We start from the raw sequence: 14,964 nt of genomic DNA on the forward strand, positions 1-14,964 counted from the left end.
TTTACCATGGCGGGCGGCAGGCGTGCTTGCCTCGGGAAAACGCCGTTGCAGCATTTCCCGAAGCGAGCCTTATCAGGCGTTATCGGCCGGGCGATAACGCGGTGCGGAGCTCGCGGTCATCTGCCCGGGAATCAGCAGCAGACCCAGTGCCGAAACCACGGCGCCGGTGAGGCCGACATAGCTCAGGCCAATCTGGCTGATGGTCACGCCACCCGCCACCGAACCGAGGGCAATCCCGGAGTTGAACCCGGCAATGTTCAGGCCCGCGGCGACGCCATGGGCGTGAGGCGCATGCTGTTCAGCAATCCCGATCAGTCTCGCCTGCAAGGCCGGCACGGCTGCGAAGCTGAACATTCCGAGCAACGCCACCAGCACGCCCATCATCACGGACGAACCGGAGAACGCCCACATGCCCGTGGTGACCAACGCGATGCCGGCAATCAGCGTAGCACTGGCGCGGTCGACGCCCCAGGCATCGGTGAGTTTGCCGCCGAGCACGTTGCCGATGGCAGCCATCACGCCGTACAACAGCATGAACACGCCAACGGTGGCGGCAGTGGTGCCGGTAATATCCGTCAGCACCGGAGCGATGTAGGTGTAGGCCACAAACGAGCCGGCGTAACCGAGCACCGTGACCAGCGCACCGGCCAACAGTTTGCGGTTCAACAATGCCTTGAGGCTGTCGAGGGCCGAACCGCTGTCCGTGGCGGTCGGCAGTGGATCGCGCATGCCGAACAGCAGTCCAAAGAAACCGATCGCACCGAACAGCGCGATGGCGGCCAACACCAGACGCCACGACATTACGCCTCCCAGATAGGTGCTGATCGGCACGCCGATCGCCATTGCCAGCGTAAAACCACCAAACACCACGGCGACGGCGCTGCCTGCCCGGCCGGGACCCGCCAGTCGCGCGGCGGTACTGGACGCCACGGCCAAGAACAGACCATGCCCCATGCCGGCGATGAAGCGGGCGATCAGCATCAGCGTCAGGGTGCTGGAAAACGCTGCGGCCAGACTGCCGGCACTGAACACCAGCGCCGTCGCCAGCATCACGTTTTTGCGTGACCAACTGGCCGTAAGTGCACTGAAGATCGGTGCAGCAACGGTGGCGCCCAAGGCATAGGCAGTGATAGTTGCGCCGGTGGCTTCGACGTTGACGCCGAGACTTTGCGCCATGACCTCGGTCAGGCCGATCGGCACGAATTCAGCAAGCCCGAGGGCGAAGGCGCTGAGGGTGAAGATGTAAATGACAATTGGCATGGGAGCCTCTCGCAAGTGGAAGATAGCGAGAGGCTAGGGGGGGCGTATCTATAAAAGAAATTATATTTTCGGCGTGCAGGTATAAAAATATTGATTGATCTTCAACAAGCGCAAAAAAAAGGCGCGTGAGTTTTTGACTCACGCGCCTCTGGGTTCATTTGCTGGCGTTCAACACAATCCGGTACCGCGCCTTGCCGCTGCGCAGGTGGTCGACGGCTTCATTGACCTTGCTCATCGGAAACTCCTCGACCTGCGGCAGGATCTGATGCCGCGCGCAGAACTCAAGCATGGTCGCCGCCGTGGCGGGCGAGCCGACCGGGGAGGCTGACAGGGATTTCTGTTGCGGGATGAGGTTGAACACGTGCACCGGAATCGCGTCGGGCACGATGCCGACGAAGTGCAGCCGACCCTTGCCGCGCAGGGTGGCGAGCATGGCCGTCCAGTCGAGATTGGCGTTGGCGGTGATCAGCAGGAAGTCGAGGGTGCCGGCAATCGCTTTCAGCGCCTCGCTGTCGGTCGAGGCAACGACCTTGTGGGCGCCGAGGCGTTTGGCTTCGTCCTGTTTGCTCAGGGAAGAGGTGAAGGCCGTGACGTCGCAACCCCAGGCATTGAGAAACCGCAGCGCCAGGTGCCCGAGGCCGCCGATGCCCACCACGCCGACCCGGTCGGTCGGCTTGATGTCGAACTCCACCAGCGGATTGAAGACTGTGGAGCCGGCGCAGAACAACGGGCCGGCAAGGGCAGGGTCGAGGTTGTCCGGCAGTTTCAGTGCCCAGGCCCAATGGGTGCGCAGCCGATCGGCGAATCCGCCGTGACTGCCAATGATCGTTGGTTTGGCGGTGGCGCACAGGTGATGGGAGCCACCGATGCAGGACGAGCAATGCATGCAGCTGCCCTTGTACCAGCCGATCCCCACGCGCTGGCCAACTTCCAGACCGCGCACCTGCGGGCCTGTGCGCACGATGCGGCCGATCACTTCATGGCCGGGGATGAACGGGTATTGGCTGATGCCCCAATCGTTATCGATCAGCGATTGGTCGGAGTGGCAGACGCCGCAGTACTCCACGGCAACTTCGACTTCTTCATCTCCCAGCGGGCCGGGGTCGTAGCTGTAGCGCTCCAGTGGCGCGCCGGCCGAGGTCGCGGCCCAGCCGGTGAATGTCGTGGGTTCGGTGTTATTGCTCATGGGACACCTCCAGGTCTGGCGCTGCGGGCGCAGCCTGAAGAGTCTAGCGTGTCATCGGGCGGGCGCTAGCCAGGTGTCCAGCACGCGCCGATCCAGTTCTTCCCAGTCCGCCATGCCCAGCACTCGCGTGGTATTGAGGCCGCGCAGATAACCGCGCAACTGATTGGCCACGGCCCGCACCGACTCTGAATCGTTCGCTGACTGGCCCAGCACGGTTTCGTATTCGACAAGGTATTCGGCCACCCGGTCGCGGAATTCGGGCAGGACGGCATCGCGGATCAGGTCAAAGGTTCGCACGGGTAATCCTCATCTGTTTTCGTTGTGATTGAGTGTGGCGCAGTCTGCACGCGGTTCAACTATTGCTTCAAGTAATAGTGACCATCAAGAAACGCAAGTTCTGCTTTGGCGCCGATGGGCGGAAAATCGCCTCCATCGAACACGCCGCTGAAGGAATTGCGCGATGAAGACTTTGACCCGACTGGCTGTAGTCGCCCTGCTGATGGGCGGGGTGGCCGCCACCGTAGCCCCGGCTTACGCAGACGACGCCAAATCGTGCCATTTTCTGCCCGTCGCCGGCAGCAGCGCCTCGCTGCAGCACTCGCAAACCGTCGGTGTGTTGTACAGCGAGAACACCCTGGACAACTTGCAATACCTCGAGCGGTACCACGATGTGGCGGTGAACGGTGCCAAGGATGCGCTCGATGCGCGGATTCGTGACGCCTTCGTCGACAGCTCCGATCCGGAACTGGCCATCGACTGGCTGATGAGCTCGCTGCAACAGCAGTTTCTCTCGGTGACTGTTTACGAAAGCCTCGACGCTCTGATGCAGGCGCATCCGGATGTGGTGGTGATGCTCGACACCCATAACCAGTTGCTGACCCAGCACAACAGCCAGGTCGAAGCGCGGTTCGCCGCACGTTTCTACGACGCCAACCTGCAATACATCGGCAAGGCCGAAGGCGCGGTGGAGAAGCAACTGCCGTCGGTGTGGGTACACAACAAGGCAGCGCCCGAAATCGCCGCCGGGATCGAACAGCAGCGCGACCTGCAACTGAGTGCCTTGAAGCAGTTCGACGACTCGCTCAAAGCCTTGGTGAGTGCAGGCTGAACACCCTAATCAAAAACGGCAACGGCAGTGCCCGTGACACTGAACGTTGCCGAAGAACCGAACCTTTTATTTTCAGGATTTTTTCCATGCGTGCTTTTTTTATCCCTGTCATGGCTTCTGCCACTTTGTTGCTGACCGCTTGCGCCTCCGCGCCGAACGACCCGACGCTGACCTTGCAGACGCACAAGACGCCCGCCCAGTACGCCGAATGCGTGGTGCCGAAACTGCAAGGCAGTGCGTTGAACCCGACCGTGTCGCAGACCCAGCGCAGCTACCGGATCGTGGTGCCGAGCAAGGTGGCGGCGGACAACGTCCTGGAAGCCTACAAGGCACAGGACGGCGGCAAGGTGTTTTTGTATGAGCGCCACTTGCTGGCTTCAAGTTTCATGCCCTCGAGTTTTGAACGTGCTGCCCAGGAATGCCTGTAATCGCTGAACGCTTTTGAAGATGCTCCTTTGGTTGGCCGCAACCAACCAATTCTTTGCCCCGCACCTTGCGGGGCTTTTTTTTGCCCGGCGTTTGGCGCAGTCGGCGCTACGCTGGATAGCGGAAATGCTTTTCGGGAGAACAAAGATATGAAGAAGGACGGCAGCGGCGCGGCGACTGAGAATGCCTCTGTGCTGATCGATGCAAGAATCAAGGAGCTGGATGACTGGCGCGGCCAGAAGCTGGCCGAGATCCGCGCGATCATTCACGAGGCTGACCCTGAGGTCGTCGAGGAGTGGAAGTGGCGGGGTGTTCCTGTCTGGTCACACAGCGGCATCATCTGCACCGGGGAAACCTACAAGGCTGTGGTGAAAATGACCTTCGCCAAAGGCGCGGCGCTGGAGGATCCGTCAGGACTGTTCAATGCCAGCCTGGAGGGCAATACCCGGCGGGCGATCGATGTTCACGAAGACGACACGATCGATGCCAAGGCTCTGAAAGCACTGGTGCGTTCGGCGATTACGTTGAATTCAAAGAAATGATTTGCCGTTGAGGCAGAGGTGAAGCGCAGGAGGGTGAAACGAGGAAGAGAATGGCAGGGGCGGCTGGATTCGAACCAACGCATGGCAGGATCAAAACCTGCTGCCTTACCGCTTGGCGACGCCCCTGTAGCTATTGGTTTCAGTCCCGGGAGAACCTCTGCAACAGTGGGCGGCACTTTACCAGCGCTCTTTCGATCTGTGAACCCCTGAAACAAATAAATTTCATGGAAAACAGCTACTTATTTCCCGGACGGTATCGCCGGTCAGGTTTTTCGGGCTTTTCAGCGAACGCCATGAAAACCGGCGCGGCCGCTGTAGCCCGAAAACCTGGCAAAGACCTGCCTCGACGAACAGATCAGTTGCCGTCCGCCACCTTGCGTTCGATTTCGTCGACCTTGCGTTGCAACTCTTCAGCGTCCTGCTCCCTGGTGCGGGTCGACGAGGGCGTGATGACCTCATCCACGCCGCGGGTGTCGTCGTCCGGGTCCTCAAGATCGCGTTTCACCACATTGACCGGTTTGCCGGACGTATCAGTGGGTGGAGCTTTGCTGTTGTTGTTCATGGCGCTGACCTCCGTTGGCTTAAACGTTGGATGCAGCGTTTTGGCGCGAGTTCGAGATTTTTAACGGCAACCGGGTGGACGGCAGCCGCCACCGTCTCAGCTTAACGAACCCGGCACCCCCGCCAGCAAACCGGTCAGCGTCTTCATGATCGCCTGCTGCCGGGCCCGGTCGGTCAGGTGCCGGGCCTCGGCGGCGGCGACGTCGGCGTGGCAGTGCGGGCAGATCGATTCGTGCGGGTGGATGTATTGCAGGCAGTCGCGGCACAGGGCCAGTTGCGTCGGCAGGCGTCCTTCCTCGGGGGAAGACTGGCCCTGATTGATCCAGGCCAGTTTTATTACTTGTCCGCTGTCGCTCACGCTGCTGACTTTTTCGCCGGTGTCGATGCGTTCGGTGATCAGGTCAAAACGTCCGACCGCAAACGAGCGCTGGGCGGCGTCTTCGACTTTGACGATGCGCTCGCGCAAACCCTGTTTTTGCAGTTCCAGGGTTCGGTAGTGGCAGTAGGGGTTGTTGCCGGGTTTGCCCAGCAGCGAATGCGACGTCCAGGTGCAGCCGCCCCGGCAGACGTCGTTGTAATAACAGCTTCGGCAGTAGCCCCACAGGTCATCGACCGAGCGCAGGCGGCCGAAGTGCATGCCTTCGCTGTAATGCCAGATATCGTGCAGGCTCATGTTGCGCACGTTGCCGCCGGAAAAACCGACGGTCGCCAGTGACGGGCAACCTTTCACCGTGCCGTCGGCTTCCAGCGCCAGCACGGTCTGGCCGGCCGCGCAGCCGCTCCAGTGCACGCGCTCGTCACCGAAGCCGCGCCACAGATGCTCGTAAGGGCCGTAGTAACCGATGTTGTTGCCGACGTTCATCAGCAATCCGCGATCCACTCCTTCGCGGTACAACCGGGCGAGCAGTGGCATCACCTCCAGCAGCTTATAAGGCTGGAGCAACAGTTCCGGATGGTCGACGGCGTTGCCCATGGCCACCGTGATCTGGATCTGCCAATGGGTGGCGCCGAGCTCGATGATGGTGTCCATCAGCTCCGGCAAGTCGGGCAATGTGGCTGCGCCGATCTGGGTGTTGACGCTCACCGCCAGCCCCGACGCCTTGGCCCGGCGCAGGGTGTCGACGGCCTTGTCGAACGAACCGGGCACGTTGCGCACCTTGTCGTGCAGCGGCGCGAGTCCGTCCAGGGAAATGCCGACCCCGTTGAGCCCGGCTTCGACCGCAGCCTGCATTTTCGCCGGGGTCAGATTGCGCCCGCCGGTCTGGATCGCACAGTACATGCCGTGGTCGTGGATGGCGCGGATCAGTTGCGTCCAGTCCTTGCGCAAATAGGCTTCGCCGCCGATCAGGGTGATCTCGCGGGTGCCGAGGGCAGCGAGGGAATCGATCACGTCGAGGCATTCGCGGGTGTTGAGTTCATCGGGGCGCCGATGCCCCGCGCGGGAGCCGCAATGCAGGCACTTGAGGTCGCAGGCGAGGGTGATTTCCCAGACCACGTGCACCGGCACGTAGCGTTTGAGATCGGTGTCGCTGAGGTAGCGGGCAGGGCGGTTGTCTGTCATGGGAGATCCTTGCGCACGGGCCTGTGCGCGGCACGAGTGGACTGACCTCGATTGGCTGGAAGACCGGGCGCGGTCACCCATGACCGCGCCCGGGCCGTACCGCTTAGCGCGCTTCCAGTCGCGCGATTTCCGCATTCAGCTGCGCAAGGGCACTGCGCAAGGCGTCCTCGTGGGCCAGCTGTTGTTCGCCTTGCTGCACGGCGACTTTCAACTGCGCCAGATCACCGCTTTCCTTCGCCGTTTGCACGGCCACGGCGTACAGCGGCTGGACATGATGCTCGGGCGGTAGAGGCTCGACACTCGGCGCCTGATGCACGGCGACGTGCCGCACGTCTTGCCACTGGCCGCCTTCGTTGTAGCGGTAATCGACAAAACCGCTGGTCCAGTCGTTCAGAATGCCCTTGAGGTGGAAGGTCTGGGCGATCTGACTCAGCGGGCCGCTCGGGCTGCCGTCGAGGGTGAGAATGAGGTAGGTCTCGGCCGAAGGCGTCAGCCTGGCCTCGGAATAATCGCCCCAGACCCGGGCATGGAAATTCACCGGTGGCCAGGTGCTCTGAAACACGCTCGCGGTTCCGCTGACTTTTTTGCGGACGGTATCGACCACGATATCGAGGGTCAGAACCGGTGCGCCCAGCAGTGAGTTACTGGCGATGAGGCGGGTGTGAAAAAGTCCGATCGACATGATGCTGCTCCCTTGTGAAAGTTATGGTTCCAATTGCCGATCAGCGACTTTGCACGCGGCTGATTTCTTTGTTGGCGTCGTCCACGGCTTTGCGCAACAGCGGCAGTTGCTCCAGCTGCTGTCTGGCCTGCGCGGACAGGCTTTTCATCTGAGCCAGATCACCGCTGGCGATGGCGCCCTGAATCGGCGCGGCATACAGCGGCAGGACCGGCTTGTGCGGCTCGATCACCGGGCCGGGGTTGAACGGCTGAAGGACATTCGAAGGCACCTCCACCAGATGCGCCGGCACGTTGTTCAGTTCGTGCCAGCGCTGGCCGTCGAAGTACTCATAGTTGGCTACGCCTTCGCGCCAGTCAGTGCCGACCACCAGATGGATCTTGAAGTTGATGATCGAGTTGGAACCGGGGCCGCCATGGTTGCCTTGGGCGGTGATCAGGATCTTGCTGACACCGGGCTTCATCACCGTCATGTAGGTGTACTCGCCCCAGACGTCCGAGTCGACGTCGAGCGGCGGATTGGTTGCCTGAGTCACCGCGGCGTTGCCGGTGACATGCTGCTGCGGCGTTGACACCAGCAGGTTCAGCGCAAGATTCTGCGCCCCTGGCTGGCCCGTACCGATCCGGTAGCTCACCGGGAACAAGCCGACATTTTGCTGAGTTGCTGACATGTTGATTGCCTCCATTGCAATGTGGGAAATGGCCTTAGGGTTTTTCCAGTCTGGAAACTTCTTTGGCCAGGTTTTCGTACGCGGTTTGTAGCTCCTTCGCTTCCGGCTTCGTTGAATCGCGCTGCTTCAACAAAGTCTTCATCTGCTGCAGATCGCCGCCGGTGATCGCGCTCTGGATGGCGACGCCGTAGGGCGGGATGTTGTGATTTGAACCAGTCATATCGAGGCTTTCCTCGTGGGTGTTTGCCGCTCGACCCCTTGCGCAGAAGGGGCGCCTTTCCTGACAGGCAGGCGAACGACATCAGCCAGAATTCCGGCAACCGGGATTCACGGCGACGTGTCAGCCTGATCCACCGGGATCTGATCAATCCAAAAATTGGGTTCGCGCAGGGGCGACGCCGCGGCGCCGGCTCACGCGCAAGCGTCGTCAGCCAAAACCGTCGGGCTTGGCCTTGGGCGTCAATGAAGGGGGTTGCCGCTGGGGCAAACGGGGGAATCTCGCCTGTACGTTGGTCATCTTTCTATCCTTGAGAGAAAGCAACGAAACACAGGGAATGGTTGTTCACTCATCAAGAGTGCAGAAACCCGAAAGCACAAAACCATCCCTGATTTATCTTCCAGTGCTGCTGGTGGCAGGCGACAGACGAGCTGCTTGCCACATGGCCAGCATTTCGCCAGCCACGCAACCCTAGATCTGATTTTGCCAAACTGCCAGAAAAAGCGCCGAACGGTCATGTCTGACCCATGCAGGGATTTTGGCGCACGCTCGGTCGTCCTTCAGGCAGCGTTTTTAACCGATTGAATCAAGATCGCCATGGGCGCCGAAGAGCGTTCGAAAATGAAAAATGTACGCCGATGTACATTGTGTGTACGCCAAGTGTAAAGTCCGGTCAAAGTCTCAAAGACAGGTGCATTGCAATGACGCAGGCAGGACGGACAAAAAACAAGGCTCAGGATTCAGGATGGCGTGGCTCCGTGGACGTCTGGCTGGACGCCGCGTATGAGGCTTTGAAGGAATCCGGGGTTGATGCGGTCAGGGTGATGCCGCTGGCCAAGCGCCTGAACCTGTCGCGCACCAGCTTCTACTGGTTCTACGAAGATCGGGAGCAACTGCTCGCGGCGCTGCTGACGCGCTGGCGGGACAAGAACACCGGTGGTCTGGTGGGGCAGTGCGAGCGGTATGCCGAAAGCGTGTCCGAGGCGATCCTCAATGTTTTCGAATGCTGGCTGAACCCGGAGTTATTCGATTCGCAGTTTGAATTCGCGGTGCGCAGTTGGGCGTTGCAATCGGCTGAAGTCGCCGGGCAAATTGCGCTGGCTGACGATGCGCGGATCAATGCGCTCGCCTCTATGTTTCGCCGTTTCGGTTACGAGCCGGGGGCGGCCGACGCCCGGGCCCGGACGATCTATCTCACGCAGATCGGCTACATCTCGATGAAAACCACCGAGGATGTGATCGTGCGGTTCCGGCGCATTCCGCAGTACGTCACGGTGTTTACCGGCAAGTCTCCCAAGCGGCGCGAGCTGGACCGGTTTTTCGGCCAGTTCGGTTATGCCGAGACGGAGCCGGGGGTGTTTGTTCCATTGACGGAAACCTTCGAAGGGGCGCTGCCCGATGACCAATAGAACGCTGGGAATAATCGGCGGCACGGGCTGGCTGGGAAAGGCGATTGCCGAGTCGTTGCTGGACCTGGGCTTCATCAGGCCGAGTGATCTGCTGATCTCGAACCGCTCGGGTTGTGCTGATGTTGCCCCAGGAGTGCGTGTGTTGAGTGACAACCAGTCGCTGGTCGAAAGCAGCGATATCGTCGTGCTCTCGGTCCGGCCCGAGCAGTTCCGTGAATTACAGATTGATGCCCGAGGCAAAGTGCTGGTTTCCCTTATGGCCGGAATTTCAGCGTCCACTCTGAGTGCCGCGACAGGCGCGCTCGTAGTCGTGCGGGCCATGCCGAACGCGGCGGTAGACATCCGCCAATCCTATACGCCGTGGTTCGTGGCCGGCAGCCTGAGCGGTGAAGAGCGCGACTGGCTGCAGCGATTGTTCGAGTGCGTGGGCACCGCGGATGAGGTGCCCGATGAAGACTGCATCGATTATCTGAGCGCGTTGTCCGGCACCGGGCCGGCGTTTCCGGCGCTGCTTTGCGCTGCGCTCGCCAGTCAGGCCGAAGCGGCCGGCATTTCCGCACGGATTGCGCAGCGGGCGGCACGGGCGGTGGTGGTGGGCGGCGGTCAGCTGCTGGCCGGGCGGGAACCGAAAGCCCTGCTGGATGCGTTGATGGAATATCGCGGAGTCACGGCGGCAGCGTTGCAGTCGATGACCGAACAAAATATCGAGGAGATCGTGGGTCGGGCCGTACAGGCCGGCGCCCAGGTTGCCCGGCGCGGCCTGTAGTTGGCAGCTAAAACGACTTCCCTCCCGAAACAGGAGGGAATTTTACACTCAGAGGTCTTTCACCAGTCGCAACGCATCGTAAATGGCCGCATGGGTGTTGCGTGCGGCCACGGCGTCACCAATCCTGAACAGCTGAAAGCGCCCTTGCGGGTGGGTGACAATGTCCTGCGCCTTGCCGGCAATCAGGTTGTGTTGTTCCACCGCGCCGCCATTGCTCGAATACGCGCGCAGGTCGAAATACAGGTCATCCAGCGGGATCGTGCCGTGATTGACCACCACCTGATCCACCACCCGTTGCTTGTGCACCTTGCCGTAATCACTGCCGAGCGTTGCAACCAGTCGCCCGTCGCGGCGCTCGACCGAGTCGACGCGATAGGTGACGGTAAAGGTGACATCCAGATCTTGCAGGCTGCGCATGTACGGCACCAGATTCATCGCCATGACTTCCGGAGCAAAACTGCGATCGGGGGTGACAATTTCAACACTCGCACCGCTGGCGGCGACGACCTCCGCAGCCTGTAGCGCGGCGTGGTCGCCGGCATCGTCATAGATCAACACATGCCGGCCCGGTTTGATGTCGCCGGAAATGATGTCCCAGGTCGAAACCACCAGTTCGTTGCCTGCATTGAGTACGTCCGTGTGGGGCAGGCCGCCGGTGGCGACAATCACCACGTCCGGTTCGTGCTTCAGCACCGTGTCGGCTTCGGCCCAAGTGTTGAAGTGAAACTTCACGCCCAGACGTTCGCACTGCGCCATGCGCCAGTCGATGATGCTGATCATCTCCCGCCGACGCTCGCTGAGGGCGGTCAGACGAATCTGCCCGCCGGGGCGATCCGCCGCTTCCAGCACCGTCACGTCATGACCGCGTTCGCCCGCTACTCGTGCTGCCTCAAGTCCCGCAGGACCGGTGCCGATCACCAGCACTTTGCGTTGGCGCGCCGCTTTGGGAATTTCATGGGGCATGGTGGTTTCCCGGCCGGTCGCCGGGTTGTGGATGCAGTAGGCGGCGCCGCCCTGGTAGATGCGGTCCAGACAATAGTTGGCGCCGACGCAGGGGCGGATGTCTTCCTCACGTTTTTCGATGATCTTGCGCACGATATGCGGGTCGGTCATGTGCGCCCGGGTCATGCCGACCATGTCGACCTTGCCTGAGGCGATGGCATGGCGAGCGGTGGCGACGTCAGGGATTTTGGCCGCATGGAAGGTCGGAAAACCGGTGGCTGCACGGATTTCACCGGCGAAATCCAGATGCGGCGAATTGCGCATGCCCTGGATCGGAATGACATCGGTCAGCCCCGCATCGGTGTCGATGTGGCCGCGTACGACATTGAGGAAATCCACCAGCCCGCTGTCTTTCAACAGGTGGGAAATCTGCATGCCTTCGCTGGCATCGAAGCCACCGGGCAAGCCTTCATCGCCGGTGTAGCGCACGCCCAGCAGGAAGTCCTCGCCGACCCGCTGGCGAATCCCGCGCAGGATGTCGAAGGTGAAGCGCATGCGGTTTTCCAGCGAACCGCCATAGGGCCCGTCGAGTTCGTTGGTCAACGGTGACCAGAACTGGTCCATCAAGTGCCCGTAGGCCTGCAACTCCAGACCGTCCATGCCGGCGGCGTGCATTCGCTCGGCGGCGTCCACATAGTCCTTGATGATGCGCTGGATATCCCAGTCTTCCATTTTCTTCGGGAACGAGCGGTGCGCCGCTTCGCGATGGTGTGAAGGCGACACCACGGGCAGCCAGTCGGCCTTGTCCCATCGGGTGCGGCGACCCAGATGCGTCAACTGGATCATCACCGCCGCGCCATGCTCGTGGCATTCGTCGGTCAGGTCCTTGAGCCATTTCACTACCTCATCCTGGTAGGCGAGCACGTTGTTGAACACCGGCGGGCTGTCTCGGGAAACCGCAGCGGAACCGGCCGTCATGGTCAGCGCGACGCCGGCTTTGGCGCGTTCGACGTGGTAGGCGCGATACAAATCCTTGGGCATGCCGTCAACCGGGTAGGCCGGTTCGTGAGCGGTGGTAATGATCCGGTTTCTGAGCGTCAGGTTCTTGATTTTGTAAGGCTGCAATAGGGGATCGCTGGACATGGTGGTGCGCTCCGGGGTGGGCTTCATCAGGCTCGGCGACTTGAAATTAGGTCAACTGTACAGTCGTGTCAATCATCGCTGACACAGGTGTACATTTTTCTTGCGCGGTGCTTCGGCCAGGCATAGGATTGCGCCAGACGCCTCAACCGCAAGGCCGTCCAGATTGAGACATACCTGCCGATCCCACCTTCACAGGAAGACGCTTGATGAACGCTCATTCGCCTTATCGAAATACGCTTTACGCCCTGATTCTGGCCACGTTCGCTGCACAGGCCCAAGCCGCCGAACCTGCACCCGTGCGCATTGGCTGGGTCAACTGGTCGGACACCGAAATCACCGTCAAACTCGCCAGCGCCGCACTGCAGGATCACCTCAAACAACCGGTGAAACTGGTGATGGCCGATATCGGCATCCAGTTCCAGGCTCTGGCCAACGGCAATATCGACCTGATCCCGATGGTCTGGCTGCCGAGTACGCACAAGGCGTTCTACGACAAATACAAGGATCGGCTCGAAGACCTCGGCGTGCTGTATGAAGGGCGGATCGGCATGGCCGTCCCGACATCGGTGCCGATCAGTGAAGTGGCCAGTGTCGAGGACCTGAACAAGCCGCAAGTGAAGGAAAAACTCGAAGGCAAGATCCTCACCTCGGAGGTGGGCAACGGTCAGTACAAACTCACGGTCAAGGCGATCGAGGAATACAAACTTGACGGCTACAAACTGGTGGCCTCTTCGGAAAGCGGCATGCTCAATGAGCTGGATCGCAACCTGAAACGGGACAAGTGGTCACTGGTCAATGCCTGGAGCCCGCACTGGATGTTCTCCAAATGGTCGCTGCGCTATCTGGATGATCCGAAGCAGATTTTCGGTGGCGCCGAGCAGATCCATGCGATGGCGCGCAAGGGATTCAGTGCCGAGTATCCGCAGGTGGCGTACTTCTTCGCCCACTACTCGATCCCGCAGGCAGATCTGGAAGCCTTGATGATGCAGGCGCGCCAGACTTCATCGGATCAGGCGGTCGCGGCGTATTACGCGGCCAACAAATCGCGGTTCGAGGCGATGTTCGAACCGGGTACGCAAACCGCGAGCAGTCGACAGCCCTGATCACGGCGCCGGGGTTCCAATCAGCGTCAGCCCCGGCGGTGTCCATTGCCGCGAGGAGCAAAGTGCGGTCATCATGCGCGGGTTGCACAGCACAGCCCCCGAGGTCGACATGTCCTTAACCTTGCTCCTTCGTTGCAGTGATCTGGCCAGTACCCGAGACCATTACCGTGATGTCCTCGGATTCAGCGTGACGGACTCCTTCGAAACCACCGTCACCGTCGAGTTCGAGGGCAGTCGCCTGATCTTCACTGAACAGGATCTCTGGAGGCAGCCGGTTTCCTGCTCCGGTACCTTCTACTTTTTGGTCAGCGATATCGAAGGCTATTACGCATCGATCAAGGGGCAGGCGGACATCGCCTGGCCGTTGCAGGACATGCCGTACGGCTCAAGAGACTTTGGCGTGCGTGACTGCAACGGCTACCATCTCGCTTTCTCACAGATTGCCTGAGCCACGGACGGACCCTTATCCCGTATGAGCCTCAACCCGTTTCCCTTGCCCGAAGACCTCAAGGTTTTCCTCACCGTCATCCGCAAGAACAGCTTTGCCAGTGCCGCCGATGAGCTGGGTTTTTCACCGGCCTACGTCAGCAAACGCATCTCCGTGCTGGAAACCACGCTGGCGACCAAGCTGTTGCACCGCACCACCCGGCGTATCGCGTTGACCGACGATGGCGAGCGGGTGCGGATCTGGGCGGAAAAACTGCTGGGGGATTTCGATCAGTTTCTTGGCGAGATTTCCCAGGCACGGCACCAGCCGGCGGGCTCGCTGCACATCTGCAGCAGCTTCGGTTTCGGTCGTAATCATGTGGCGCCGGCGATCTGCGAACTGTCCCGGGAATGCCCCAAACTCGACATTCGTCTGGACGTCTTCGACCGCGTGGTGGATCTGGTGGGCGAGGGCTTCGATCTGGAAATTCTGGTCGGGGACGACGTGCCGGGTCAGCACATCGCCCGCAAACTGGTCAGCAACCGGCGCGTGCTGTGCGCCACGCCGGAGTATCTGGAACGCCGGGGCACGCCGCAGTCGCTTGAAGACCTCAAAAACCATGATTGTCTGGTGCTAAAGGAACGCAACAATGCCTTCGGTATCTGGAACCTGACCAAGGACGGGCAGGAAGAATCGGTGCGAGTCAGCGGCCCGCTGTCCTCCAACAGCGGCGAGATTGTGCTGGAGTGGGCCTTGAGCGGCGGCGGGATTCTGCTGCGCTCGATGTGGGACGTCAAACCGATGCTCGAGCAAGGGCGGCTGGTGCAGGTGCTGGAGGAGTACACCCAAAGCGCCAACGTCTGGGCGGTCTATCCGGTGCGGCTCAGTGAGTCGGCGAAACTGCGGGTGTGCGTGGAATTTCTGGAAGAGTACTTCCGCGATTTGTCTGTGGAGTGAAAACGGG

The 14,964-nt window shown here is 60.8% G+C and carries 17 protein-coding genes and 1 tRNA gene; 8 read left to right on the plus strand and 10 right to left on the minus strand.

Annotated elements, in window-relative coordinates:
* Positions 1-72: 72 nt before the first annotated feature.
* The 3 genes from CAF63_RS20745 to CAF63_RS20755 all read right to left on the minus strand — a co-directional run bounded on the left by CAF63_RS20745 (position 73) and on the right by CAF63_RS20755 (position 2,743).
* A complete protein-coding gene (locus CAF63_RS20745; protein ID WP_085688322.1) occupies positions 73-1,260 on the minus strand; it encodes an MFS transporter in 1,188 nt (395 codons plus the stop codon).
* A 154-nt stretch (positions 1,261-1,414) separates the two neighbouring features.
* Complete coding sequence (locus CAF63_RS20750; RefSeq protein ID WP_085688324.1) at positions 1,415-2,446, minus strand: NAD(P)-dependent alcohol dehydrogenase; 1,032 nt, start codon at positions 2,444-2,446, stop codon at positions 1,415-1,417.
* Positions 2,447-2,497: 51 nt separating this feature from the next.
* Positions 2,498-2,743 carry a hypothetical protein gene (locus tag CAF63_RS20755; protein WP_085688326.1) on the minus strand — a complete coding sequence of 82 codons (246 nt, stop codon included), beginning with the start codon at positions 2,741-2,743 and terminating at the stop codon, positions 2,498-2,500.
* Between the two features lie 163 nt (positions 2,744-2,906).
* Between CAF63_RS20755 and CAF63_RS20760 the strand changes: the two genes are divergently transcribed.
* The 3 genes from CAF63_RS20760 (at position 2,907) to CAF63_RS20770 (ending at position 4,522) form a co-directional block, all read left to right on the plus strand.
* Positions 2,907-3,554, plus strand: coding sequence for an ATPase (locus tag CAF63_RS20760; protein ID WP_085688328.1), 648 nt, complete (start codon positions 2,907-2,909; stop codon positions 3,552-3,554).
* Between the two features lie 86 nt (positions 3,555-3,640).
* Positions 3,641-3,982, plus strand: a complete 342-nt coding sequence (locus CAF63_RS20765) for a hypothetical protein (protein ID WP_085688330.1) — start codon at positions 3,641-3,643, stop codon at positions 3,980-3,982.
* Positions 3,983-4,129: 147 nt separating this feature from the next.
* Positions 4,130-4,522 carry a DUF1801 domain-containing protein gene (locus CAF63_RS20770; RefSeq protein ID WP_085688332.1) on the plus strand — a complete coding sequence of 131 codons (393 nt, stop codon included), beginning with the start codon at positions 4,130-4,132 and terminating at the stop codon, positions 4,520-4,522.
* Between the two features lie 51 nt (positions 4,523-4,573).
* Here the strand turns inward: CAF63_RS20770 and CAF63_RS20775 are convergent.
* From CAF63_RS20775 to CAF63_RS20800, 6 genes are all read right to left on the minus strand, one after another.
* Positions 4,574-4,648 (minus strand) — tRNA-Gln (locus CAF63_RS20775).
* 229 nt (positions 4,649-4,877) lie between these two features.
* Positions 4,878-5,084: a hypothetical protein gene (locus tag CAF63_RS20780; protein ID WP_085688334.1), complete on the minus strand. Its 207-nt coding sequence runs from the start codon at positions 5,082-5,084 to the stop codon at positions 4,878-4,880.
* A gap of 96 nt (positions 5,085-5,180) precedes the next feature.
* Entirely contained in the window at positions 5,181-6,644 is a 1,464-nt protein-coding gene (locus CAF63_RS20785) for a GDL motif peptide-associated radical SAM/SPASM maturase (protein ID WP_085688336.1), read from the minus strand.
* Between the two features lie 103 nt (positions 6,645-6,747).
* Entirely contained in the window at positions 6,748-7,326 is a 579-nt protein-coding gene (locus tag CAF63_RS20790) for a DUF1842 domain-containing protein (RefSeq protein WP_085688338.1), read from the minus strand.
* A gap of 40 nt (positions 7,327-7,366) precedes the next feature.
* On the minus strand, positions 7,367-7,993 hold the full coding sequence (locus CAF63_RS20795) for a DUF1842 domain-containing protein (protein WP_085688340.1): 627 nt from the start codon (positions 7,991-7,993) through the stop codon (positions 7,367-7,369).
* A 34-nt stretch (positions 7,994-8,027) separates the two neighbouring features.
* Complete coding sequence (locus tag CAF63_RS20800) at positions 8,028-8,213, minus strand: DUF1843 domain-containing protein (RefSeq protein ID WP_085688342.1); 186 nt, start codon at positions 8,211-8,213, stop codon at positions 8,028-8,030.
* Positions 8,214-8,911: 698 nt separating this feature from the next.
* Here CAF63_RS20800 and CAF63_RS20805 point away from each other — a divergent pair.
* Entirely contained in the window at positions 8,912-9,619 is a 708-nt protein-coding gene (locus CAF63_RS20805) for a TetR/AcrR family transcriptional regulator (protein WP_085688344.1), read from the plus strand.
* Complete coding sequence (locus tag CAF63_RS20810; protein ID WP_085688346.1) at positions 9,609-10,385, plus strand: pyrroline-5-carboxylate reductase; 777 nt, start codon at positions 9,609-9,611, stop codon at positions 10,383-10,385. The genes CAF63_RS20805 and CAF63_RS20810 overlap by 11 nt, the downstream gene beginning before the upstream one ends.
* Before the next feature lie 48 nt (positions 10,386-10,433).
* Here CAF63_RS20810 and CAF63_RS20815 read toward each other — a convergent pair whose 3' ends face one another.
* Positions 10,434-12,470, minus strand: a complete 2,037-nt coding sequence (locus CAF63_RS20815; protein ID WP_085688348.1) for an NADH:flavin oxidoreductase — start codon at positions 12,468-12,470, stop codon at positions 10,434-10,436.
* 206 nt (positions 12,471-12,676) lie between these two features.
* On the opposite strand from CAF63_RS20815, the gene CAF63_RS20820 reads away from it, so the two are divergent.
* From CAF63_RS20820 to CAF63_RS20830, 3 genes are all read left to right on the plus strand, one after another.
* Positions 12,677-13,573, plus strand: coding sequence for a glycine betaine ABC transporter substrate-binding protein (locus CAF63_RS20820; RefSeq protein ID WP_085688350.1), 897 nt, complete (start codon positions 12,677-12,679; stop codon positions 13,571-13,573).
* Positions 13,574-13,682: 109 nt separating this feature from the next.
* Positions 13,683-14,021 (plus strand): VOC family protein, encoded by a 339-nt coding sequence (locus tag CAF63_RS20825; protein WP_085688416.1) that lies wholly within the window; start codon positions 13,683-13,685, stop codon positions 14,019-14,021.
* Positions 14,022-14,045: 24 nt separating this feature from the next.
* Entirely contained in the window at positions 14,046-14,957 is a 912-nt protein-coding gene (locus tag CAF63_RS20830) for a LysR substrate-binding domain-containing protein (protein WP_085688352.1), read from the plus strand.
* The last annotated feature ends 7 nt before the right edge of the window (positions 14,958-14,964 follow it).

Source organism: Pseudomonas sp. B20(2017) (genome assembly GCF_002113125.1).
Lineage (GTDB): Bacteria > Pseudomonadota > Gammaproteobacteria > Pseudomonadales > Pseudomonadaceae > Aquipseudomonas.